This window comes from Iodobacter sp. CM08 (assembly GCF_033446605.1).
Lineage (GTDB): Bacteria > Pseudomonadota > Gammaproteobacteria > Burkholderiales > Chitinibacteraceae > Iodobacter.
Genome location: NZ_JAWQUO010000007.1, coordinates 68,971 through 93,986, shown reverse-complemented (window position 1 = coordinate 93,986; position 25,016 = coordinate 68,971). Strand labels below are relative to the sequence as shown.

Annotated in this window: 20 protein-coding genes and 4 tRNA genes; 7 read left to right on the top strand and 17 right to left on the bottom strand. The window is 47.6% G+C overall.

The window, feature by feature from the left end:
- Positions 1 to 29 precede the first annotated feature (29 nt).
- Positions 30 to 608, top strand: a complete 579-nt coding sequence (locus tag R6242_RS05525) for a GNAT family N-acetyltransferase (protein WP_318424768.1) — start codon at positions 30 to 32, stop codon at positions 606 to 608.
- Between the two features lie 207 nt (positions 609 to 815).
- Positions 816 to 1,400 (top strand): GNAT family protein, encoded by a 585-nt coding sequence (locus R6242_RS05520; RefSeq protein ID WP_318424766.1) that lies wholly within the window; start codon positions 816 to 818, stop codon positions 1,398 to 1,400.
- 121 nt (positions 1,401 to 1,521) lie between these two features.
- Here R6242_RS05520 and R6242_RS05515 read toward each other — a convergent pair whose 3' ends face one another.
- The 13 genes from R6242_RS05515 to R6242_RS05455 all read right to left on the bottom strand — a co-directional run bounded on the left by R6242_RS05515 (position 1,522) and on the right by R6242_RS05455 (position 10,706).
- Entirely contained in the window at positions 1,522 to 2,091 is a 570-nt protein-coding gene (locus R6242_RS05515; protein WP_318424764.1) for a DJ-1/PfpI family protein, read from the bottom strand.
- A gap of 149 nt (positions 2,092 to 2,240) precedes the next feature.
- Complete coding sequence (locus R6242_RS05510; protein WP_318424761.1) at positions 2,241 to 2,663, bottom strand: GNAT family N-acetyltransferase; 423 nt, start codon at positions 2,661 to 2,663, stop codon at positions 2,241 to 2,243.
- Positions 2,664 to 3,221: 558 nt separating this feature from the next.
- Positions 3,222 to 5,123: a diguanylate cyclase domain-containing protein gene (locus tag R6242_RS05505; RefSeq protein ID WP_318424758.1), complete on the bottom strand. Its 1,902-nt coding sequence runs from the start codon at positions 5,121 to 5,123 to the stop codon at positions 3,222 to 3,224.
- A gap of 570 nt (positions 5,124 to 5,693) precedes the next feature.
- A complete protein-coding gene (locus R6242_RS05500) occupies positions 5,694 to 6,479 on the bottom strand; it encodes an MBL fold metallo-hydrolase (RefSeq protein ID WP_318424756.1) in 786 nt (261 codons plus the stop codon).
- A complete protein-coding gene (locus tag R6242_RS05495) occupies positions 6,476 to 7,246 on the bottom strand; it encodes a TatD family hydrolase (protein WP_318424753.1) in 771 nt (256 codons plus the stop codon). The genes R6242_RS05500 and R6242_RS05495 overlap by 4 nt, the downstream gene beginning before the upstream one ends.
- Before the next feature lie 30 nt (positions 7,247 to 7,276).
- Complete coding sequence (locus tag R6242_RS05490; RefSeq protein WP_293936400.1) at positions 7,277 to 7,642, bottom strand: PilZ domain-containing protein; 366 nt, start codon at positions 7,640 to 7,642, stop codon at positions 7,277 to 7,279.
- The gene (gene holB, locus R6242_RS05485; RefSeq protein ID WP_318424750.1) at positions 7,639 to 8,652 is read right to left on the bottom strand and encodes a DNA polymerase III subunit delta'; all 1,014 of its coding nucleotides are present in this window, start codon (positions 8,650 to 8,652) and stop codon (positions 7,639 to 7,641) included. Before holB ends, R6242_RS05490 begins: the two co-directional genes overlap by 4 nt.
- A 15-nt stretch (positions 8,653 to 8,667) precedes the next feature.
- A complete protein-coding gene (gene tmk / locus R6242_RS05480; protein ID WP_318424748.1) occupies positions 8,668 to 9,294 on the bottom strand; it encodes a dTMP kinase in 627 nt (208 codons plus the stop codon).
- Between the two features lie 104 nt (positions 9,295 to 9,398).
- A tRNA-Glu gene (locus R6242_RS05475) sits at positions 9,399 to 9,473 on the bottom strand.
- 47 nt (positions 9,474 to 9,520) lie between these two features.
- Positions 9,521 to 9,597 (bottom strand) — tRNA-Arg (locus tag R6242_RS05470).
- A 20-nt stretch (positions 9,598 to 9,617) separates the two neighbouring features.
- Positions 9,618 to 9,693: transfer RNA gene (locus tag R6242_RS05465), tRNA-Glu, on the bottom strand.
- Between the two features lie 60 nt (positions 9,694 to 9,753).
- Positions 9,754 to 9,829: transfer RNA gene (locus R6242_RS05460), tRNA-Ala, on the bottom strand.
- A gap of 73 nt (positions 9,830 to 9,902) precedes the next feature.
- Complete coding sequence (locus tag R6242_RS05455) at positions 9,903 to 10,706, bottom strand: outer membrane protein assembly factor BamD (protein WP_293936408.1); 804 nt, start codon at positions 10,704 to 10,706, stop codon at positions 9,903 to 9,905.
- Between R6242_RS05455 and rluD the strand changes: the two genes are divergently transcribed.
- From rluD to R6242_RS05430, 5 genes are all read left to right on the top strand, one after another.
- Complete coding sequence (gene rluD / locus R6242_RS05450) at positions 10,705 to 11,754, top strand: 23S rRNA pseudouridine(1911/1915/1917) synthase RluD (protein WP_318424743.1); 1,050 nt, start codon at positions 10,705 to 10,707, stop codon at positions 11,752 to 11,754. The genes R6242_RS05455 and rluD overlap by 2 nt on opposite strands.
- Positions 11,747 to 12,496: a peptidoglycan editing factor PgeF gene (pgeF, locus tag R6242_RS05445; protein ID WP_318424741.1), complete on the top strand. Its 750-nt coding sequence runs from the start codon at positions 11,747 to 11,749 to the stop codon at positions 12,494 to 12,496. The genes rluD and pgeF overlap by 8 nt, the downstream gene beginning before the upstream one ends.
- Before the next feature lie 166 nt (positions 12,497 to 12,662).
- A complete protein-coding gene (locus tag R6242_RS05440) occupies positions 12,663 to 13,550 on the top strand; it encodes a ZIP family metal transporter (protein ID WP_318424738.1) in 888 nt (295 codons plus the stop codon).
- An 83-nt stretch (positions 13,551 to 13,633) separates the two neighbouring features.
- A complete protein-coding gene (gene pbpC / locus R6242_RS05435; protein WP_318424735.1) occupies positions 13,634 to 15,895 on the top strand; it encodes a penicillin-binding protein 1C in 2,262 nt (753 codons plus the stop codon).
- A 179-nt stretch (positions 15,896 to 16,074) separates the two neighbouring features.
- Complete coding sequence (locus R6242_RS05430) at positions 16,075 to 17,391, top strand: MFS transporter (protein WP_318424732.1); 1,317 nt, start codon at positions 16,075 to 16,077, stop codon at positions 17,389 to 17,391.
- 70 nt (positions 17,392 to 17,461) lie between these two features.
- Here the strand turns inward: R6242_RS05430 and R6242_RS05425 are convergent, their stop codons facing one another.
- From R6242_RS05425 to R6242_RS05410, 4 genes are all read right to left on the bottom strand, one after another.
- Positions 17,462 to 20,068 carry an EAL domain-containing protein gene (locus R6242_RS05425; RefSeq protein ID WP_318424729.1) on the bottom strand — a complete coding sequence of 869 codons (2,607 nt, stop codon included), beginning with the start codon at positions 20,066 to 20,068 and terminating at the stop codon, positions 17,462 to 17,464.
- 159 nt (positions 20,069 to 20,227) lie between these two features.
- Positions 20,228 to 22,537: a type I DNA topoisomerase gene (gene topA / locus R6242_RS05420; RefSeq protein ID WP_293936428.1), complete on the bottom strand. Its 2,310-nt coding sequence runs from the start codon at positions 22,535 to 22,537 to the stop codon at positions 20,228 to 20,230.
- 198 nt (positions 22,538 to 22,735) lie between these two features.
- Positions 22,736 to 23,818: a DNA-processing protein DprA gene (gene dprA / locus R6242_RS05415; protein ID WP_318424922.1), complete on the bottom strand. Its 1,083-nt coding sequence runs from the start codon at positions 23,816 to 23,818 to the stop codon at positions 22,736 to 22,738.
- Positions 23,818 to 24,876, bottom strand: coding sequence for a LysM peptidoglycan-binding domain-containing protein (locus tag R6242_RS05410; protein WP_318424725.1), 1,059 nt, complete (start codon positions 24,874 to 24,876; stop codon positions 23,818 to 23,820). Before R6242_RS05410 ends, dprA begins: the two co-directional genes overlap by 1 nt.
- Positions 24,877 to 25,016 lie beyond the last annotated feature (140 nt).

Below are 25,016 nucleotides of genomic sequence, written 5' to 3'. Positions count from 1 at the left end.
ATTTATTCCTCATACACTGGGTAAATACCATGGCAATCAATCCTATCCTGCTTGATTTTCCCGATCAATTTGAATCTAAGCGCCTTATTATTCGCAGCCCACGCGCAGGCGATGGCCTGGCCATGCACGAAGCCAAGCTGGAATCGATGAATGACTTACGCCGCTATCCCGCCTCTTTGCCATGGGCCATGTGTGAATTCGATCTTGCCGATGCAGAAAGCTACTGCCGAAAATGCCAAGCCGAATTTATTGATCGATCCAATCTAACTATGCTGCTATTTTTAAAAGAAACAGGGCAATTTATTGGCGCATCCGGCTTAAAAAGAATGAACTGGGATATCCCAAAGTTTGAAATTGGCTATTGGTGCAGAAGCTCACTGCACGGCTACGGCCTCATCACCGAAGCCGTCAACGCCATCAGCGAATTCGCCTTTGAGCATTTAAACGCCAAACGCTTAGAAATATTTTCTGATGATTTAAATACCGCCAGCTGGCGTGTAGCTGAAAAAGCCGGATTTAAGCTTGAAGGATTACTTAAAAACGAAAATATAGATCCAGATGGCACGCTGCGCAATACGCGGGTATATGCCAAGATAGCCAACACTTAACTTAAAATCGTTGTGCAATTGCAAAAAATTTAAAATCACTGAGCCAAAGCCCTAGGAGGCACCATGGAAAATGATCAATTTACTCAACCGTACCCCGCTTTGGCTAATACCCCTATCTATTTAACCCAGTTATCCACACTAAATAGATCATTAGCTGTTTACAGTATTTCCCCTCATCCGCTTGGGGGTTTAACTGAATAGAGATTTATGACTTTTAACCGACGAGCAGTAAAAACAGCAAGGCTAACCCTTAGGCCACTCAAACCCAGCGATTACCCCCTATGGTTTGATGCTTTAGTAAATCGCTTCCCTTTGCAAAGCAAATGGGATTTAGGCCCAGTAGCGCCAGAGAAATGCACCCCAGCTGATTTTATTCATTTAATTAAACGCCATAAAGAAATGGCAAAAAAAGATGATTGGTATTTCTATGGCGTATTTGAGAATCATACCGGCCAATTAATAGGTCACGTGGATTTTGATATTTTCTCCAGAAATACACATCAGTTTGCTAACTTTGGCTACCAGCTTTATAACCGACATTGGGGATTAGGCTATGGTCAAGAAGCGGCCGCCGCTGGTTTAAAGATAGGATTTAAGCAACTTAAATTAAACCGGCTTGAAGCCGCTATTAATTTAGACAATCACAAATCGATTCGTTTAGTTAAAGCCATCGGAATGGAAGAAGAAGGAATCAAAAAAAGATATTGGTTTGAAAATGGCAAATGGACCGACCACCTAATCTATGTTACCAATCCCGAACACTTAGGATTAAAACCAAACAATCCATTCTAATCAAAAAAGAACTCCCAAGGCCATTCTTAGCATTTAATTTATAAGAGAAAATTAGGGCAAGGAAAACGCTTTACCTTGCCCATGCAGATACACTACGTGAGCAATAGCCCGCCCAACAAAATCAACGCTGATAATAAGATATATAGTCCTCAAGCTGCAGCTGGCTAAATACGCCTAAGGCCAAAGCAATAGCTGCAGCAAATTCAAATACCGCCCATGGCTGAGCCGTAATCAATCGACCATCAACTACAATATTTGCCCGCTCGTAAACCACACCCTGCCAAATAATTTGAACAAAATCGACGACTTGCTGCGGAACAAATTCAAGCGTGTAATTATGTGTTACCCGTTTATTAATCAATAAGTCACTGCTTGCCAAGACCAAAGCCCCTGCACAAATCCCCGCCAATACTGCGCCGTTGGCATAGCCTTCTTTTAAGCAATCACTAGCAAGGCGCAATGGAATAATTGAATCAGGATTACCACCTGGCACTATAATTGCACTAGCATTCGCAATATCAGCATAAGAGCCCGCAGCGCAGAGATACGTACCATTGGATGAAATATGCACACTACCATCCGGTGTGTAATAGCTAAGTTCGCAATATTGAGCAAGTAATTCAACCGCTGCGGCTATTTCAAAGAAGATGCAGCCTGGATAAAGCAATACTGCTATTTTTTTTGTCGCCATATTTTTCTATCAAAACTTTTTGAGCAATGAAATACTTCTATACTTTGGCACAAGCCATAAAACTAAAAAAAATCTATGATAATAAGTCATACATAGCAATTCACCTTACCACTAAAACACACTGCAAATCGTATATCTGCTCCCTGCGACTAGGCGATTTGCAATTGCTTAGTCATAAAGTATTTACAGCCTGTTTGAGGGTAAGCCTCCTGAACCCAGCCCACTTGATAGCCAAATTTTTCATAAAATGGCTTGGCTTGAAAATTAAGCGTGTCCAATAAAGCGATCATGCAACCTCTAGCAATGGCCGCGGACTCCAATTGGGCCAATATCTTTGAGCCAAGATCTTGCCCACGCAAAGTTTCATCCACCCAGATATTTTCAATCAATAACCACTGGCCAAAAGTTCTAGCACTAGCCCCTGCTAATAATTCACCTCCCTCGCCTTTAATTATAATGGCTAATGGTTGCTTCTTTTTAACCTCCCAGCGCTCCTCATTAAATACAGTTATTTTTTCTTCCAATTCTTCAAATAATTCAGCGGATGGGTTTTGTAGCGTTTCAATATTCATTATTTTCACCAAAAAATAACTGCCATGTATAAAAAACCTGATTATGCCTCTTACTCAATAACGCGAATGTAAACTAAAATCACATAAAACCTTAACAGAGTATAAAATAGCGCTAAACCTTTAACCACAGAGAAAGATGAGAGCACAGAGAAAGACTCAAAACAGAGGTTTATTTCCTCTATGAAACTCTGTGGGCCTCTGTGTTCTCTGTGGTTTAAGGTTTAACCGGCTCATTAATATCATTATTTTTTTAGTTAGCGCACATGGGTTAAAACCCGCGAGCAATACTCAATAAATACGCCGGTTTTACCACAATCCTATCAATTTACGGCCACTGTTGATCGTTAAACCTTAAGCGATCAACTCAGATCTATGTATTGCAAGCATTGAAACGTCGTAGGGCGGGTGCAACCCGCGGTTTTTTCAGCATTACTCGCGGGTTGCACCCGCCCTACGATATTTATGATGAATTTGAGCAAGAGGCATAATCAGGAAAAAGAAATAAAAGGGGAGAGTTAAGAAACACGCTAAGCACAATAACCTTTTAGGCCTGCTATTTCAAGATGGCGCGACAAAAAAACTAACTCTATTTCCACCTGATTTTTTTGCTTGATACATGGCTAAATCTGCATTTTTAATTAAATCAACTAATTCTTCAGCATGCTGTGGATAAATAGCAATACCAATGCAAGATGAGATATCGAGCTGATTATTACCTGCAATAAAAGGCTTATTTATAGCGATGCGAATTTTTTCTGCAACTGAATAGGCGTCATTATGATTATTTATTTTAGGTAAAAGTACAATAAACTCATCGCCTCCAACTCGGCCTACACTATCTGAATCTCTTAGGCAGGCTAACATTCTGGCTGCCACTTCTTGCAAAATAACGTCGCCTACGGCATGTCCATATTTATCGTTAATAGGTTTAAATTTATCTAAATCAATAAACATCAAAGCTAATTGACTATGGTTACGTTTAGCAACCAACAACCACTGATTAATTCGCTCAAATAACAAAGATCGATTGGGCAAACCAGTAAGCATATCGTAATGCGCAGCGTGGGCAAGCTGAAGATGAATCTGCTTACGCTCATTAATATCCTGCAATACCGCAACATAGTGAGTAATTTGGCCATCGCTATTTTTTACAGGCCCAATATGCGCCTCTTCACAATAAACCTCACCAGTTTTACGGCGAATATTTAATTCCCCACTCCATAATTCCCCCTGCTGTAATTTATCCCACATCTCCTTATAGATCCCATCATCCAGCATATCGGCCTGCAATATCCTACTGGATTGACCTAGCACTTCATTCGAAGAATAAGCCGTTTCTTGGGTAAACTTAGGATTTACATATTGAATTGTATTATCTGGCCCAGTAATTAATACGGCCATTGGGCTTTGCTCAATTGCAGTTGAAAATACTTTTAAACGTTGTTCAGTCTGTTTTACTTCAGCAAGGCTCAGCGCCAAACGATGATTAAGCCGATAAATATGTAATGCAATGGCGCCAACAGTGCCTAGCAGGGCTAATACCGTGGCGAGAGTGGTATATAGCCAAGTTAAATCATCCTTAGGATTGGGATCATATAAAAACCCATTCAAGGAGAAATTAGTGGGCAACATGCCAATTTCAGCATAGGTATCTGCAATATGCCGCCAACGGCTCGCATTCATATAGCCAATGGTGATTAAATCACTCCGCATTAATGCAATCATTTGCGTTAATTCATATTGATAATGCTCTTTTAAACGGTGCTGTGGGTATTTGCTCAATAGAAGCTGAATTGTTTCATCAGGATGACTCATGGCATGCTCCCAGCCACGTAAGCTAGCCGCTCTAAATGCTTTTACCCGCTCTGGATGCTGCTGAATTTCTGCTTCAGAAGTAAATAAATTATCACCATAAAAATCAATCCCAGCAGAGCGAGGGCTATAAATTTGATAATGAAAGCCCACTTGGTCTAATAAAAATGGCTCATTCGTCATATAAGCAGATATTGCATCCACTTTGCCTGCCAGCAGTTCATCAATTTTAAAGCTCTGCTGAACACGCTGCAGGTGATCCAAGGCAATGCCTTCACGCTTTAGGTAGGCAAAAATTTCTGCGGAAAGCGGATCAGCCATGATGCGTTTATTACTTAGATCTTGGATACTTTGCATCTCACTGTGGCGTGGGGTAATCAGCACATAAGAGGAGTGCTGAAAAATAACCGCCAAAACAACCACAGGCTTACCAGTTTTTCTTGCTAGCAGCAAGCTACTGGTACCAACTCCAAAGTTTGCCTTACCCGCCAACACCTCATCCAGCACATTAGTATTGGCCTCGGCTTCTTTAATCTGGACATCTAACCCTGCTTGCTGATAATAGCCCTGCTGTTTAGCAACGTAATAGCCCGCAAACTGAAAAGCATGTTTCCACTTTAATTGCAGCGTCACTTGTTCTACTGCCATTGCATCATGCAAGCACGTAGCAAAAAATAACAAGGTAAGTAGCAAATTTCTCATAAGATTTTTATAAATAAAGCTTCCTAATTATGTCTCTTACTCAAACTCATCATCAGTATTGTAGGGCGGGTAAAATCTTTGATCGATGCTAAAAAAACGCGGGTTGCACCCGTCCTACGATGTTTCAACGCTTGCAATAGATAGATCTAGATCGCTTAGGGTTTAACGATCAACAGTGCCCTTAAGTTGATAAGATTGAGTTTCTCTCTCCACAAAAGCAAAGTGCGATTCTAAAAAACCCATTTACATAGGCGTTATTAAACAAGAGACATAATCAGCTAAAGTTTTCCATATTTTGTCAAAATAAATAAGTATTACCAGCTAAACCATAGCTGGAATCTAGGTATTTTTCTGTAGCTTGCTTAAATTTAATAAAGGACTAATTGGGATAAACCACAAATGAGGCTTAGAAATGGGAGGAAATACGCAGCTAAAAACGAAAAAAAGCCCATAATTACGGGCTAAATGAAAAGAAAAATCGCAGAAAAAATATTAGATAAGCAGCTACACCAGCGACTAAAGGCCTGTACCTGCCTCGCTCACTAAGCGCATCCCATCAAAGCCCACCACCATGCCCTCCGGTAATTCTTGCGAAAGCGCATGGTATTCAAGCTCGTGCGTCATATGGATCATCACGGTTTGCTTGGCCCCTATTTGCTTGGCGGCCGCAATGGCTTGATCCACAGAAAAATGCGTAGGATGGGGTACGCGGCGCAGGCAATCAAGTAGCACAATATCTAAGCCTTGTAGCTTAGCAAGGCTCTCTGCGGGGATTTCTGATACATCGGTTAAATAGGCTACTTTGCCTATGCGGTAGCCCAAAATCGGCCATTTTCCATGCATAAGTGGAATAGGCTCAATAGCAATCCCAGCGAACTCAAAGGTGCTATCGCTGACGGAATGTAGCGTTAAGACCGGTTTATCCCAAAAATTATTTGGCGGAAATAGCGTGTAGGGAAAACGCTGGCGGATATGCTCAAGCATAAACTCGTTGCCAAACACAGGAATAGGCGCTTTTTGCAGCCAGCAAAAAGCGCGTAAATCGTCGATCCCATTGAGGTGATCAGCGTGTGGATGGGTATACAGCACCGCATCTACGTGCAGTAATTGCTCACGCAGGGCTTGATAGCGCAGATCGGGGCCAGTATCTATAAGGAATGTTTTGCCCCCAACCCGTAGTACCGATGATGCGCGGCTACGACTATTTTTAGGATCGCTAGAGGTGCAGGTTGGGCAAGAGCAACCGAGCGCTGGTGAACCACCGCTAGAACCCACACCCAAAATGAGCACCTCTACTTTCATTTTTGCGCCCTTGCAAATAGCTTAAAGAAGTTAGCAGTCGTGGCATCTGCAATTTGATTAACGCTGACCCCACGTAAATCTGCAATTGATTCACCTACATGCCTAACCCAAGCGGGTTGGTTCTGTTTACCACGGTATGGCACCGGCGCTAAATAAGGCGAATCCGTTTCGATGAGCAGCCTATCCAGCGGCACAAGCCGAGCTACTTCTTGCAGCTCAACGGCTTTTTTGAAGGTGACAATGCCAGATATCGAGATATAAAACCCTAGCTCCATCGCTGCCTGCGCCACTTCCCAAGTCTCGGTAAAGCAATGCAATACCCCGCCAACCTCATTCGCGCCCTCTTCTTTTAAGATACGAATGGTGTCTGCCGCAGATGAACGAGTATGGATAATGAGTGGCAAGCCTGCTTGCTTGGCGGCGCGGATATGCACTCTAAAGCGCTCCCTTTGCCATTCCAGATCACCTTGCAAACGATAGTAATCAAGCCCTGTTTCACCAATAGCAACCACTCTAGGGTGCTTGGCTAGCTCTACCAGCTGCTCTACGCTTGGCTCTGGCGTGTCTTCATAATCAGGATGCACCCCCACCGAAGCAAAAATATTGGCATGCGCTTCAGCTAAGGCAAGCACGGAGGGCAGCTCTGGCAAATTCACCGCCACGCACAGCGCGTGCGTCACTTTGTTCTCGGCCATATTGGCAAGCAGTGGGTCGATATTGGCAGCAAGATCGGGGAAATTAATATGGCAATGCGAATCAATAAACATAGGGACTTCAAAAAGGCAGATTAAGAAAAATTACATAGTGTGGGTGGTACGGGCCGATTGCAGATAGCCGCCCAATAAGCCTTCAATCTTGGTTTTAGCTTGATTGCCTGCTTCATTAGCCGAGAATTTCACCCCAATACCCTGCTGGTGATTATTATTGGCTCCCTGCGGGGTAATCCACACCACATTGCCCGAAACGGCAATTTTGGCAGGATCATCCAAGAGCGAAAGCAACATAAAGACTTCATCGCCCAATACATAGGCTTTATTGGTTGGAATAAAAATACCACCGCCTTTTAAAAAAGGCATATACGAAGCATACAGAGCAGCTTTTTCTTTAATATTTAGCGACAATACGCCAGGCCGCGATACCGGAGCCTTAATGGGTTCACTCATTTTTTCCCCTTATTACTACGCAGTGCATCCAGATAAGCAAAAAGCAAAGATTCAAACACTAATCGCTGATTTAAAGGGTGGTGCGCTAGGCGCATTGCCTCATTAAGACGATCGGTATAATGAAAAAAGGCGGGTGATTGCGCTGCTAAGCGCTGTAAATCGCTCTCCCAATCTGGATAATAGCGAAGTTTGCCCGTCATCTTGATATTGATTAAATCATGGACCCATTTTTGCAACCAGCCCACCACCAGAGACATCTCTAGTTTAGCCTTTTCTAGCTCACTAGCCACAGCCAGCACATCTAAAACCGCAGGATTGGCAATATGCGCCAAAAATGCCTTGCGGTTAGGCAGCCATTCGGCACTTGCATCTTCTAAAGCCGCCAAGGGTGCGCCACCCGTATGCGCCAAATGCAGTGCAGGATTAACCACCTGCTGCTGCGCCAGCCACGCCGCAGCTGTAGCATGCTCAGGCGTTGCCATTGGAAACACACGGCAGCGGCTGCGAATAGTCGGCAATAAACGCCGCCAGTGATTTGACACCAGAATAAACATCGCGCCTGATGGCGGTTCTTCTAGTGTTTTTAAAAATGCATTTGCCGCGGCCACATTTAGCGTTTCGGCCGGATAAACCACCGTGACGCGGATGCCTTTGCGGTGTGCAGTTAAGTTAACAAAATCGGCCAAATCGCGGATGTCATCCACCCCAATCACCTGCGATTTGCGCTTAGGCTTAGCGTCTTCGCTGGCGTCATTCTCATTATCTTCAGGCGAAAGCACGCGGTAATCGGGATGATTGCCCGCCATATACCAGCGGCAGCCATCACACACGCCACAAGGTGCCGTGGTTTTTGTCTCGTCTTCGCAAAGTAGAAACTGGGCTAAGTATTCTGCAAAACGCCTTTTCCCAATGCCTTCCTCACCGGTAATCAGCATGGCATGCGGCAGCCTATCCATCTCGCGCATTAATTGCGACCAAGCTGCGGCTTGCCAAGGGTAAAGTGTTTTCATCTATCTAGGTGCTCATTAAAGGATGGCGCTTAGTATCTCAGCTAATTCTTGCTGAATTTCTTCCAAAGAGCGATTAGCATTGATCACGCGAATGCGCTGCGGCTCACTGGCGGCTCTTTCTAGATATGCAGCCCGCACTCTGGCATGAAAATCGGTGGCTTCCCGCTCAAACCGATCCAAAGTACGCCCCCCCGCCATCCGCTCTTGGCTAACCGACAAGGGTACATCAAAAATCAGGGTTAAATCAGGCTGAATCTTATTAGGCGCAACACCTTGCACCCATTCTTCTAGCGCAATAAATTTCTCGCGTGGTAAACCTCGTCCACCGCCTTGATAAGCGTAGCTTGCATCGCTAAAGCGATCGCACAACACCCACTCGCCACGCGCCAATGCAGGCTTAATCACTTGCTCTAGATGCTCTCGGCGGCCTGCAAACATAAGTAAGGTTTCGGTTTCTAGATGCATAGGCTCGCTGAGTAGTAAATCGCGGAGCTTTTCACCCAAAGCCGTGCCGCCTGGCTCGCGTGTTTGCACAAAAGCGACACTATGCTGCTTTAGCCACTGTGCAATCCAAGCCAGTTGCGTGCTTTTCCCCGCGCCATCAATGCCTTCTACCGAAAGAAAACGCCCCAAAGCTGCCATATTGATTAAATTCCTAAAAAGAGATTCCCCTTAGAATTTTACACGGGGATCATTTGAATGGTGCGGACGAAAAAAAACCTGCCACATGGGCAGGTTTTTTAAATTGGCGATCCCACGGGGAATCGAACCCCGGCCGCCGCCGTGAAAGGGCAGTGTTCTAACCGCTAAACTATGGGATCATACTTTTAAGCTAGCTCTTATAAACTGAGCAGCGTTTAAAACTGATTGGTGCGGCTGAAGAGATTCGAACTCCTGACCCTCTGGTTCGTAGCCAGATACTCTATCCAACTGAGCTACAGCCGCACGATAAAACTAAGATTAGATGGCGATCCCACGGGGATTCGAACCCCGGTCGCCGCCGTGAAAGGGCAGTGTCCTAGGCCTCTAGACGATGGGATCAATCTAAAACTCTACTCAACAAGTTATAGTTTTAAATCAAAACTACAACTTATTTAATTCTGGTGGAGGTAAGCGGAATCGAACCGCTGACCTCTTGCATGCCATGCAAGCGCTCTACCAACTGAGCTATACCCCCCGAAAGAGATGCGAATATTACAGAGCAAATTTAAGCCTGTAAACCCCCCTTTCGAAAATAAATTAAATATTCCTTACCAAGGCTTCCACCAGTCAGAATCAGTGAATAAGCTGTTCTCATCCAATACCGTGGTTTCTGGGTAATTTTTGAACAATACTTTTTTTACATCATCACGCAAAGGGATCAAACCTAGCTTGTCGTAAGACAAAGCCATAATGCCTAAAGCAGGCTCAACTTGCTTGGTGCTTGAATACGTTTCTAGTAAATATTTACCACGATTAGCTGCCGCTAAGAATGCCCCACGGTTGTAGTAATACTTAGCTACATGTAATTCTAAGTTGGCCAACGCACCAACTAAGTAGCCCATACGCACCGTAGCATCGGCAGCGTATTTGCTTTCTGGGTAGCGCGTAACCAACTGGCGAAAGGTATCGTAGGATTCGCGAGCGGCTTTAGGATCGCGCTCAGACATATCCTGCTTTACTACGCTAGATAAAAAGCCTTGTGCCTCATTAAAGTTGACCAAACCCTTTAAATAGTAGGCGTAATCAATATTTGGGTGGGCTGGATATTGCTTAATAAAGCGATCGATTGCGGCAAAAGCCAGCAAAGGTTCTTGGTTTTTGTAGTGGTTATAAGCCGTCTCGATTTGTGCTTGCTGTGCATGCCGCCCGTAAGGGAAACGCGCTTCTAGCTTTTCGAACAGCTTATTGGATCGATCATAACTGCGGCTTTCTTGCTCTGATTTTGCCTCAGCAAAAATCTTCTCCGCAGTCCAGCCACGGGTTTCATCCTGCTCTTCTGGAGTGGATGCGCAGCCTGCCAATAATCCGGCAAATACTGCAGAGACGATGAATCGCGGTAGAATCTTATTCATGATGCATTCCGAAAACGAATTAAACGATTATAACGACTTCGAGCAGGCGCGTGTCCTGACCGTGCCATCCGATTTGGCAGGGGAGCGCTTGGACGCTGCTTTAGCCAAGATGCTGCCCGAGTTTTCCCGTAACCGACTCTCCACATGGATTAAAGACGGCCTAGTCTTTCTTAACGGCAATCCAGCCGTCCCCAAAACAAAACTATGGGGCAGTGAAACGATTAGTGTCTTACCCCAACCCGAAGCAGACGAAAGTGCTTTTCAGCCTGAAGACATCGAGCTGGATATCATTTACGAAGATGCTACCTTACTTGTGCTGAATAAAGCACCGAGTTTAGTTGTGCACCCAGGTACAGGCAACTGGACTGGCACTGTACTGAATGGCTTACTTTATCGCTACCCTGAGCTTAAAACTATTCCCCGCGCTGGCATCGTACACCGACTGGACAAGGATACCAGTGGGCTAATGGTGATTGCACGCAACTTAAAAGCCCAAAACAGCTTAGTGCAACAATTACAAGCGCGTACGGTTAAGCGCCATTACACCGCTGTTGCCCAAGGTTTGTTTGGCTCAGATGGTAAAGTAGATGCCCCAATTGGCCGTCATCCTAAAGAAAGAATCAAGATGGCGGTAGTTCATTCGGGGAAGCATGCCGTTACACATTACAAGGTTCATGAGCGCTTTACCGCACACACTTTGATTGAATGCCAGCTAGAAACCGGCCGCACGCATCAAATTCGGGTGCATATGGCGCATTTAAACCATCCACTTGCTGCCGATCCAATCTACGGCGGCAAGCCAAGAATACACTCACCTGAAGTCAGTATTGCGCTGAGTGAATTTGCACGTCAGGCGCTACACGCCAGAAAACTGTCTCTGATTCACCCAGAAACAGGCAAAACCATGACTTGGAAAGCCCCTCTTCCTGAAGATATGGAAATACTGGTGAATGTATTACGCTTAGATGCTGGCATGCTAGAAGAAGACTGGGAAGACGATTGGGATGTTGACGATAGTGACTGCGAAGTCATGTATGTGCGTGAATAAGCCACTTCCCCCAACATGGATCAGGCCTGATTGGCCTGCACCCGCAACGGTGCAGGCCATCTCAAGCAGCCGCCACGGCGGCGTCAGCGACGCGCCGTGGGCTAGCCTTAATTTGGGCAATCATGTTGATGATCATCCTCAAGCCGTTGAACAAAACCGCGCCATCGTTCGTCACTATCTACCTGCTGATCCACTCTGGCTTACGCAAGTGCACGGTGTGCACGTCGTTAACGCAGCTACGGCTGCACAAAATACCGAGGCCGATGCCAGCGTGGCGCATGTTACCTCCGCCGTCTGCGCCATTATGACCGCCGACTGCTTGCCCGTTTTGCTGTGTAATCAAGCTGGAACCGTCGTCGGCGCAGCCCATGCGGGCTGGCGTGGCCTATGTAATGGCGTGATTGAAGCCACCATTGCCAAAATGGATGTCCCGCCAGCAACACTCATAGCATGGCTCGGCCCTGCGATTGGGCCAAATGCTTTTGAGGTAGGCGATGAGGTAAAAGCTGCGTTTACAGCGCATGACCCTACCGCTAGCGCTGCATTTCAGGCTACAGCCACATCTGGAAAATGGCTCGTTGATATCTATCTTTTAGCCAAACAAAGACTTAATGCACAAGGCGTTACCGCGATTTATGGCGGCAATTTTTGTACAGTGACGGATGCTGAACGGTTTTTCTCTTACCGCCGCGATCAGCGCACAGGCAGGATGGCTAGCTTAATTTGGTTAAGCGAGGCTTGAAACCAACCCTGCACGCCTCTTAGCCAAGCTTAAAAAGCACACTACGTGTATGCCTTTATCCACCCGCTGCCCAGATAAAATAACGCCTCAGCCCCCTTGCAGAGCCTGACTAAACCTTACTTAAAATGATACACTGTTGCATCTATCATATTTTTGAAAACGGTTTATGAGTATTCTTGCTTGGATTATGACCGCCAGCCTAGCGGGCAGCTTACTCAGTGTATTGGCGGCAGCGGGCATTGCCTATGCTGCGCGTCCTAGCTGGATACCTAAATTAGTAAGCTTTGCCGTTGGCTCGCTATTAGCGGCGGCTTTTTTAGAAATTCTGCCGCATGCCTTTGGCGAGCATGATCATCACGCCGCCCCAATCGTGAATGAAACCGTCGTTATCCATCAGCACGCCCCGCTTACTCCAGAACTTCAGCAGCATGAGGTGATGGCTCACCCTGCTGAAGAAGCACCTTCTGCCTCGAGTATTTCGCTCACGCTGCTCGCTGGAATTTTGGCCTTTTTTATCATGGAAAAACTCGTGATCTGGCGGCATTGCCATCATGAGCAATGCGAAGAGCTAGAGCCACACGAGCATAGCCACGGCCACAGTCATGGGCGAGCGGGCTTGATGATTATTGTGGGCGATACCTTCCATAATTTTTTAGATGGCGCCTTAATTGCAGCGGCATTTATGACTGATATAAATGTTGGCATCGCTACATCCCTCGCCATTATTGCCCACGAAGTGCCACAAGAAGTGGGCGATTTTATTGTGCTATTGCATTCAGGCTATAGCAAAATGAAGGCGCTATTTTTTAATGCCCTATCCTCCTTAGCCGCCTTAGTTGGCGCTCTGCTCGCCTATTGGTCGCTGAATACAGTGACGCATTTACAGCCCTATTTATTAGCGTTGGGCGCATCCAGCATGATTTATGTCGCTATTGCCGACTTAATCCCCGGCCTGCATAAACGCCCTCAGCTTAAAGACACGGCCCAGCAAGTGGCGCTCATTCTGGCGGGTGTAGCCTTTATTGCTATTCCACATTTTTTATTTCCACATTGATGCGCAGCATTAAATTACCGAATTAGCCTGCCCTATTCAGCCCGCTGAATACCCTAAGCTTTGTTGCAACTAGGAAACGCCGCTTGCTTAAACCTAGGTATTTAATCCTCTGCCTGCTTCTTGGCGGCTTGCTTATCCGTTACTGGCCGCATGAGCCACTGGCGGTGGCAGGCTCAACAGCGGTGCTGGCGCAAGATGGCAAGCTGCTAAGGCTCACGCTTGCTCCAGACCAGCGCTACCGGCTATGGCTGCCGCTAGAGCAATTCTCCCCCACGCTGATTACTGCGGTTAAATTACAAGAAGATCGCTGGTTTTACTGGCATTTAGGGCTAAACCCCGTTGCCCTGCTGCGTGCCATTACAGAGACCTACGGCGGCGGTGCTAAGCAAGGCGCATCCACGCTTACCATGCAATTAGCGCGGCTTAAATATCGGCTCAATACTAAAACGCCCAGCGGCAAACTTCGGCAAATTACACTGGCACTGTGGCTAGAAGCCCGTTACAGCAAGCACGATATTTTAGAAGCCTATTTAAATCTCGCCCCCTATGGCAGAAATATCGAAGGCGCAGCGGCGGCCAGCCTGGTCTACTTTGGCAAAGCCCCTAAGCTGCTCACGCTACCAGAAAGCCTGACGCTAGCGGTAATTCCACAGCAGCCCAATCAGCGTTTAGGCAGTGGCGTATCGCTAATCGATGCGCGGCAAAGATTATGGCAACGCTGGCAAGCGGCCTATTCAGCATCCCCTGCACAAATACAACTGATGACCTTGCCCCTGCCGGTTAAGCGCTTAGAGCAGCTCCCCTTTAGAGCGCCGCACTGGGTGGAGCAAAGACTAGTCGATGAGGCAACCCACCCTGCCGCCACGCTCAACACCACCCTTGATTTGCAGCTGCAAACCCTGCTAGAAAAACACATTCAACAATATCTAGCCCAAACCCGCAGCCGAGGCATCAATAATGCCGTAGCGATGCTGGTAGATAGCCGCGATCAATCCGTGCGTGCCTTAGTGGGGTCTGCCGATTACTTTAACGCCAGCATCTCCGGCCAAGTCAACGGCAGCTTAGCCAAACGATCGCCAGGCTCCACCTTAAAACCGTTTATTTATGCACTGGGGCTGGATCAAGGCATCATCCACCCAAGCTCTATTTTGCGCGACACCCCCAGTGCTTTTGGCCCTTACCAGCCAGAGAATTTTGACGGGCGCTTTGTTGGCCCGCTCAGCGCCACCGATGCGCTAATCAAAAGCCGCAATATTCCCGCCGTATGGCTGGCTAGCCAACTTAAAAACCCCAGTTTTTATGATTTTTTACAGCAAGCCGGCATCTATAAATTGCAATCCGCCGAGCATTACGGCCTAGCGCTGGTGCTAGGCGGGGGGGAAGTCAGCATGGTAGAGCTAGCCAGCCTTTACACCATACTGGCCAATGATGGCCGGCTTAAACCACTGCGCTACCTAAAAGACACGCCACCCAGCAAGGGTGAAGTACTGATCAGCGAGCAGGCCAGCTGGTTGGCCCTCAACATGCTCAGCAAAAATCCCCGCCCCGATGGCGGTAGCAATGCTTGGCCGGTGGCGTTTAAAACCGGCACCTCATGGGGGTTTCGTGATGCATGGACGGCAGGTACGGTTGGCCCCTATGTACTGGTAGTGTGGTTGGGGAATTTCGACGGCCAAGGCAATCCCGCACTGATCGGCCTAGAAGCCGCCGCCCCGCTATTTTTTAGAATTGCCGATGCATTAGCGTTGGCCAAGCCCGCCGATAAGCCGATACCCAAACGCCCACCCAGCGGCCTTAGCCAAATCAATATCTGCACCGCCAGCGGTGAGCTACCCAATACTTGGTGCCCGCAGCAAAGCAGCACTTGGTTTATCCCGGGTAAATCACCCATCCGCGTGAGCCGCCTGCATCAGCCAGTGCAAATCGATAGCCAAACCGGCAAGGCCGTCTGCCCGCCCTACAACCCTGCCCGCACAAAAACAGAAGTGTTTGAATTCTGGAGCAGCGATATGGCGCGGCTATTCAAAGAAGCGGGCGTGCCACGCCGAACCCCACCCCATATCGATTGCAACTTTGCCGCAGCCAACGGCGAAGCCCCCAAAATCAGCACCCCCTTAGCCGGCCTCGCCTACACGCTACGCCTATCTCGCCCAGACGAAACCATCGCCTTACAAGCCGCAGCCAGCAGCGCCCAACTCTATTGGTTTGATAATCAGCTTTATCTAGGCAAAACCAGCAGCGGCCTAGCATGGCGGCCACAAACCGCGGGTTGGCATCAGCTAACAGTGGTGGATGATGAGGGCAGGAGTGATAGCAGGCAAGTTAGGGTGGAGTTGTTGCCTTAGGCATTCAGAGACATGTAGGGTGGGCACGTTTTTGTACCCACGCGTTAGCAAAAATACACAATCCAAATAGCGCTGAGATCTGATCAGCTTACAATAAGTCTTGCTTGGCTATATCTGCTCCAGTAATCTCGAGAAAAGCCGTAGTTTTCTAGTAAATCGGATAGAGAAGAGAAGATTAAATGAGAGATCAAATTCAGCAGCGAAATCCCCTTGTGGCTAGGCCATTAAATTGGGGGGATTGCAAAACATTAGGCTTAGCATCACTAGGTGGTGCCTTAGAATTTTACGATTTTATTATTTTTGTATTTTTCACTGTTGTTTTAAGCAAGCTGTTTTTTCCGCCCGATATGCCCGATGCACTGAGGCAAGTCCAGACCTTTAGTATTTTTGCCGCAGGCTATTTAGCACGCCCACTCGGTGGGATTGCCATGGCGCATTTTGGTGATTTGCTTGGCCGCAAAAAGATATTCACCCTTAGTATTTTGATGATGGCCTTACCCACCTTAATGATTGGCTTACTGCCCACCTATCAGCAAATCGGCATCTGGGCCCCACTTAGCTTACTCGCCCTACGCATTTTGCAAGGTGCTGCCATTGGTGGCGAAGTACCTGGCGCATGGGTATTTGTGGCCGAACATGCACCAGAACGCCACACAGGGCTGGCTTGCAGCTTAATTACCTCTGGGCTAACACTGGGTATTTTATTGGGCGCGTTGATCGCCATGGCGATGAATAGCCTATTTAGCCCCGCCGAGCTTGAAGCATGGGCTTGGCGTATTCCATTTATTATTGGTGGTGTATTTGGCCTAGTAGCGATGTATTTGCGTAAATGGCTGCATGAAACGCCGGTATTTTTAGAGCTGCAAGCTAAAAAACATCTGGCCACTGAGCTGCCGCTTAAACAAGTGCTGCGAGATCATCGCTCTAGCATTGCTATTTCTATGCTGGCCACCTTTTTACTTGCCGTGGCGATTGTAGTCGCAATTTTAATGACCCCTGCGTATTTACAAAAACAATTTGCGGTATTGCCAGTTGATGCCTTACGCGCCAATTGCTACGCGATTGTGGCACTTAGCTTGGGCTGTGTGGTGGCGGGTTGGGCAGCAGACAAACTAGGCACTGGCCTAACGATCCTGATCGGTAGTATCTTACTAGGCAGCAGCAGCTTCGCGTTTTATCACACGATGAGCCATGATACGAGCCAGCTGTCTTTACTCTACCCCTTGATGGGTTTTACCGTAGGGATTGTTGGCGCAGTACCGCTCTTAATGATTAAAGCCTTCCCCGCAGCGATCCGCTTTAGCGGTTTGTCTTTTTCATACAACGTGGCCTACGCCTTTGCGGGCGGCCTGACGCCGGTGATTTTATCGTTCTGGATTAAATACGATGTGTTAGCCCCCAGCTATTACCTTTTGCTGCTCAGTCTGATTGGGGCGGGATTAGGCGGCTATATCCTTGCCAGCCAAGGTAAACCACTTAAACACAGTATTCGATAAGAAAAAAGCCATCTCTTTATATTAAAGAGACGGCTTTTTTATCAGGGCTGTGATTTAGCTTACCACTGAATTAAACCTTAGCCTGCAATCCCAGCCGCATCCAAAGCTCGGCTACGCCGCTTGGCACGGGCTCACTAAAGTAAAAACCCTGCATACGCTGCACGCCTAGGCCCTGCAAGAAACGGGCGGTTTCTAGGCTTTCTACCCCTTCCACGATGATTTCCAGCCCTAGCCCAAACCCTAGCTGAACAATGGCTTGCATCATCCTACGGCCATCTTCGGTATGCAGGCGCAGTGCAAATGACACATCAATTTTTAAAATTTGTGCAGGCATCTCGTGCAACTGCGATAAGGATGAATAACCAGTACCAAAATCATCAATCGCAATTTCAAAACCAGAGGCATTAAGCTGGCGCAGATGGCGTAACTGACGGGAGTAATCGGTAAGCGCTACCGATTCGGTAATTTCTAGCACCACGTCTTCTGCACGCAAACGATGCTGCATCAGCCTTTCATTCAGCTGAGTCACAAACTGTGGCTGAAACAACTGGCTGCGCGAGATATTAATCATCAACTTTTGTGTTAGGCCTGCATCACGCCATTCGCGTAATTTGGCAAAACTCTGCTGAATAACCAGCTCTGATAGCTCTTGAATTAAGCCCACCTTTTCTGCCATAGGAATAAACAGCTCTGGGCTAATCCAACCACTTTGATCATCTTGCCAGCGCGCCAACGCCTCAACACTCAGCACTTCACCACTTCTGGCATCCACAATCGGCTGATAAAACACTTGCAGGCGATTATTGCGAATTGCGGTAGAAAGGCGCGATTGGATGGCTACGTGCTCTCGGCCCAAGGCTTTTAAATGCACGATATCGCTATAAAAACAGACATTATTTCGACCGGTATGCTTGGCGTGATACATGGTGTGATCAGCCGCAGAGAGTAACTCTTCTCCCGACTCGGCATTGTCTGGAAACACGGCAAAACCCAGCGAAATAGTTGGCTGTGTTTCCATACCATTGATGGTTACGCCCTGCCTTGCAGCATTTCGCAGCCGATCAGAAATATCGCGCATCACGGTTAAATCAGTTAAATCGGGGATCAGCACCACAAACTCATCGCCGCCCCAACGGGCCAATACATCGTTTTCCCGCAAGACACTAGAGAGCTGCTGGGCCACGTTCACCAATAACTCATCCCCAACCTGATGGCCAAAAGCATCATTAATTTGTTTGAAGTGATCTAAATCGATAAAACCCAACGCAACTTTGGTATTTTCTTGCCGTGCACGATCAATGGCGCTGTGAATCTCGCTATCGAGCATCAAGCGGTTAGGTAGCTTGGTTAAGGAGTCATACAAGGCCAGTTGAGTGATTTGTTGCTCGTTAAGATGAGTCACCGTTACATCACGCAATACACCTCGAATCGCCGTAAGCTGCCCATCTGGGCCGCGGTGCGCAATCAACCTAGCTTCTACCCAAATATGCCCGCCATTCTCCTGTATCAGCCGAAAGCGTTGCAAGATAGGATCCGTCGCCTTCAATATTTTACTTAAAGCCGTCACCATGGCTAAACCATCATCGTGGTGCACCCAAGCAAACAGGGGCTTACCTAAATCATGCTTCATTTCCCGCAAATCTAGCGCACGTAATTTGGCCCATGCAGGTGTGGTACTGGCCAATTCGCCCGTCGGCGCTAAATCGATCACTGCCTCTTCAAGCAAATTCAGCGTATCCAACATTGTCTTACGTTGGGCGTTTTCTAGCATCAGCGAGGTGACATCATGCACCAAGGCCACAGCATGGCTTTTTCCATTGCTAGCTTGCACTGGCTGCAGACGTGTTAATAGATAGATAGGGCCTTGTGGTGTCGACAAAGTGCAATTAAATTGAGTGCTTACCTTTTCATGCAAAGTGCGGGGCAAATAACGTACCAGCTCCGAAGCCAACTCATAGGGCAGCACACTGGTAATCGGCCGCCCTTGCAGCATTTCTGCAGGGGGTAAATGAGGATGGCCAGACCAAACACTCACAATCACGCCCTGCTGATTGCATTCAAATACCATATCTTGCAAAACGCCTACAAGGGCACGTAAGCGTTGCTGGTTACACTTTAACTCTTGCTCAACGCCATCTTTAACAATGGCTTGCGCCACATGATTGCTAAGCATAGAAAGCAGGCGTAATTCGCTGCGGCTGCGCTGCTTTTCGCAATCATTTAAAAAAGTTAAAAAGCCAAATGGCTCACCACGCTCCAATAGAGGAATGCACAAAAGCTGACGCACACCAATTTGTGCCATCAGCATTTGCTCAGCCAGCGGTAATTCTAAGAGTGTTTTATTCAGAACCATCCCTACCGCCAGCGTATCTGCCAAGAGGGGGTACGTTGCATAATCGAGTGTTCGACAAGGATCTGGTGTGATATCGGCAAGGCGGGTATCGGGATCGCGCCAAACCGAAACTAAATACGCGGCGCTTTGATCGGGTGTATTTAAATAGAGGCAAGCCACATGGCTTTTAGAAACGCCTGCCAGCAAGCCCAAAGCTTCCAGCATATTGCCGTCATACTCAAGCAAGGTAGCAACGAGGTTATCAAAGGCTTCAAAATAAGTTTGCAACAGCCCAAGTTCGCTCCGAAGCTCGAAATCAGGATCAGTTAAGACATTGCGCTGCACGGCAAACCTCTTTGAAAAAGCGTCTAAAAACAAAGGTCTTCAGCTGCTCTGATTTAAATCAACAACTACACCCAAATCAATAGCAAATATACAGCGATTGATTTTGGTAAATAAATGCAGAGCGGGTGATGCTTACCCTACCCTGCATCAAGACTCAACTTATTCGCTATCTACTTTTTCAGCTTTAGGCGCAGGCCCTTCGATGACTTCCACATAACCACATTCTTTCTGTGGGCAGACTTTCTCTGTACCACGGCGCTTGGTTACTTTAATGGTCATTACTGGCCAGTTACATTGTGGGCAGCATTCAGCAATCGGTGGATTCCAAGTCGCGTATTTGCAATCTGGGTAAGTATTGCACGAATAAAATAGCTTGCCGTAGCGGCTCTTTCTTTCGATCAAACTACCTTTTTTGCACTCTGGGCACTCAACACCAGTATCACGTGGTTTTTCGAGTGGCTCAATATGCTTACACTTTGGATAGGCCGAACAACCAATAAACTTACCATAACGCCCTACTTTGATATGCAAAGCGGATTCGCATTTTGGACAGGTACGATCAGGTACGACTTCTGGCTCGGTAGGTGCGGTATCGGCATCATCCCCCAGATTGCGGGTGTAATCGCATTCTGGATAAGTGGTGCAGCCAATAAAGCGGCCACGTTTGCCTAAGCGAATCGCCAGTTTTGCCACACCACATTTTGGACAATCTTCGTCCATTTCTTCTTGGGTGACTTCTTTACGCGATAGCCCTGCTTTTTCTTCACATTGCTTATGAAAACCTTTCCAGAAATCAGCCAGCACCGGAATCCAATCCCGCTTACCGGTAGAAATCTCATCCAGCTTGTCTTCTAGCTTGGCGGTAAAGTTGTAATCCACGTACTGCGTAAAATGCTCAGTCAGGAATTTATTTACCACTTCGCCGGTGTCAGTTGGGGTAAAACGCTTTTTATCCAAGATCACGTATTCGCGATCTTTCAGCGTTTTAATCGTTGACGCGTAAGTAGACGGGCGACCAATCCCAAATTCTTCCAGCGATTTTACGAGTGAGGCTTCAGTAAAGCGCGGTGGTGGCTGGGTAAAATGCTGCTCGCCAGAAAGCTTATCTACCGGCAAGGCATCGCCAACGGTGAGGACGGGCAGGCGTGCTTCGTCGTCTTCATCGTCTTCTTCGTCAGTATCTTCTTGGTAAACCGCAATAAAGCCAGGGAACACCAAGGTTTGACCTGTGGCACGAAAAATAGCCTCCGCTCCCACCGCAATATCCACCGCCACGGTATCAAACTTAGCAGGGGTAATTTGGCTGGCCAGCGTACGCTTCCAAATCATCTGATACAGCTTAAATTGATCTGCCGTCAGATAGGCCTTAACCGCATCTGGGGAGCGGTAGATAGAAGTAGGACGAATCGCTTCGTGCGCTTCTTGGGCATTTTTGGCTTTATTTTTGAAGATCACCGGCGCATTAGGCAGGTATTCTTTCTCAAATTTTTCGCCAATATAAGCGCGGATTTCATCGAGCGCATCGTTTGCCAAGGCCACCGAGTCAGTACGCATATAGGTGATCAAACCGACGGTTTCGCCGCCAATGCTCATCCCTTCATACAATTGCTGAGCCGTACGCATGGCGCGATCGGTAGTCATGCCCAGCTTACGCACCGCTTCTTGTTGTAAGGTAGAGGTGGTAAACGGGGCAGCGGCACTACGGGATTTCTTTTTCTTTTCTACAGCTTGAATCACCGCACTCTGGCCGCTAAGCGCATCAAGGATGCTCTGCTGGCTACCGGTATCGGGGATATCAAATTGTTCGAGTTTTTTACCCTGCCATTGGGTTAGCTTTGCACCAAACTTGCTGCGGCCTTGATGAGTATCGAGGTGTACCGACCAGTATTCTTGCGATGTAAACGCACGAATCTCGATCTCACGCTCACAAATCAAACGCAGCGCAGGGCTTTGTACACGGCCAGCCGATAGGCCGGAGCGTACTTTACGCCAAAGTAAGGGGGATAAATTAAAGCCCACTAAGTAATCTAGGGCACTACGTGCTTGCTGGGCATTGACCAGATCGTTATCAATATCCCGTGGATTGGCCACGGCATTGAGTACGGCGGTTTCGGTAATTTCATGAAATACCACGCGCTTAAAAGTGCGGCTGGCTGTCAGCAGCTTTTTAGCGCGCAAGATTTCCATGATATGCCAGGAAATAGCTTCACCTTCGCGGTCCGGATCGGTTGCCAGAAAGATGTTGGTAGATTCTTTAACTGCGGCAACCAGTGCATCGACGTGCTTTTTATTACGCTCGATCACCTGATACTTCATTTTAAAGTCATTCTCGGTATCTACCGAGCCGTCCTTTCTAACCAAACCACGGACGTGACCATAGGAAGCAAGGATCTGGAAATCCTTACCAAGATATTTCAGCAGCGTTTTCGCCTTGGACGGCGACTCGACGATCAATAGATTCGCGGGCATGGGTCCCCGGTACAGATTATTTTTAGATTAAAGAACTGTCAGCGAGCTCAAGTGTTTTACACATAAAAACTGATCTCAGCCAACAACATGCAGACAGTATTTCAAAGATCCGCCAAAGAAATAAACTCTCTGGATATAGCAGGAAATCGGGTGGAGCACGCTTTTAAAAAAGCGGTTCAGCAAATACTTACGCCCTACTCAGGCCACCCGCTGATAGCGGCTACCAGGCAGGGCGACAATGCAACCTTCTAGCTCCAAGGTCAATAGCATCGCGGATAGCCTGTCTGTCGTCAAGCCGCTGCGCTGTGACAATGTCTCAATGTCCACAGGGTCAAAGCCCATATTTTGTAAAAAAGGGCTACTTTTTGATGCACGTTTTGGCGTACTTACCGCCAGAGGCGACCCCCATGCCAGCTCGGATAAAACATCATCGCTTGATTCAACCAACTTTGCCCCCTGCTTAATCAGCTGATGACAACCCCGTGCCAATGGCGAGTGAATTGAGCCAGGAATCGCCAACACCTCTCTGCCTATATCTGCGGCCTGTTTCGCCGTTATCAAGGAGCCACTGCCCACACTGGCCTCTACCACCAAGCAACCCAAGCCCAAGGCAGCGATCATCCGGTTGCGTCTTGGAAAATGTTCGGCCTTGGGTGGGCTGCCCAAAGCCAACTCAGAAATAATCGTGCCCTGCTTGGCAATCTGGTGGGCTAACTCACGGTTACTGGCTGGGTAGACCCGATCTAAACCCGTCCCCACAACGGCAATGGTGGAGGCCACCCCAGCTAGGCCACCGCGATGCGCTGCCGCATCAATCCCCGCCGCTAAGCCACTGACAACGGTTAAACCCGCAGCACTAAAGCATTGTGCAAATTGCTCGGCGTTTTCTAAGCCCTGAGGGCTGGCACTACGGCTACCTACAATGGATAAGGCAGGCGTGGATAATAAATCCAGCCTGCCTTTTACATAAATTAAAGTAGGAGCATCGGGTAAATCAAGCAAGCGCGGTGGATAAGCAGCATCGGCCAAAGAGATCAGCATATTGCCCTCCTCAAGCTGCCAAGCCAAAGTTTGCTCAAGCGTGGCTTCCAGCTGGCTTTGATCCACATCCAGCCAAGCGCGCAAAGCAGTAGGAGTGAGGATTTCGGCCAGCTCAGCCTCTTTAGCCGCCAGCGCTGCTTCTGGCGTTGCAAAGCGGGTCAACAGAGCAAGTTGCTTTCTTGGCCCAACTTTATAAACCGTGGTGAAGCGCAGCCAAAGCCGCACTTCATCCTTATCCATCAAGGCGTTTTAACCTCGTCCCCCACATTTACCGCTCGGGTGCTGTCAAGCACTAGGCCGTAAGCAAATTCAGGGAATACACGGTAGATAAATAAGTTGCCGTTCTTTTCAATAGGCGTAAAGCGATCTGGCTCACTCTTTGATTCCTTACGAATCAAACGGCCCGCTTTGTAATTAAAAAATACGCTCCCTACATCTACACCATGTTGTGAACCGCGGTTAATCACCACCGTTGTTAGCGGGCCAGCTTCAGCCACACCACCGTAAGAAGTTACAATCCGGCCGCTGACTGGCTGCTCTGGCACATGCGGCACATAATTAATAAAAGGTGCTTCGTTAGCACGAATCAAGCGGCTACCAACCAAGATTTCTTCTTTAGAGGAAGTTAGGCGCAGCGTTGCCACATCACCCGTTACTTCTAATCTTGCGTCGCCTAGATAATCGACTTGATGGCCAATGACGCGTTTTTTCTCTGGATCATCAGGATCGATCAGGTTTTTACCGTCTCTAAATACCTGCCAGTTATCCCCCACCTCACCCACTAATCCAACGGCATAGACCTTGTCACCACTGGCAAAAATAACACGCTCATCCGGACCAGCGGCAATCCGCGGTGCGGCAGCAAAGCTCTCGTTATCAATAACCAGCGGCTTACTAAGGAAAGGACTGATCGCCGACATAGGGATACTTGGCGTAGCCCCATCAGCTAAAGACGTCGTGCGAATACGCGGCGACAGCTTGCCCGAAGAGCCACTCCCTCCCGTGGTTTTTTCGTTCTTAAGCAAGCGCAGACGCGGCTCGCCACTACTGTTGTCCAACAAAACCACATCGCCTGGATAAATCCAGTGAGGGTTTTTAATTTCCGTTTTATTAAGCTGCCAAATCTCAGGCCAACGCCACGGCGTTTTTAAAAAATGCCCTGAAATACTCCAAAGCGTATCGCCCTTTACCACTACATAACGGTCAGGCGCGTTATCTTGCATGGCTAGGGTATCTGCCAAAGCAGTGCTAGATAAAAGTACACCAGCCCAAAGTAGCGATATAATTGTTTTTCGCATGATGGCGATTTCTCTCCGCCGAGAAAACTGCTAAGCAAAGGCTTGCATGTTTTTTTCGGATTAAGTTGATACTACATATTTTACAGCTATACGCAAAAAGTTTGCTTATAGCAATCACCGTACTTACTTGCACAGACTAA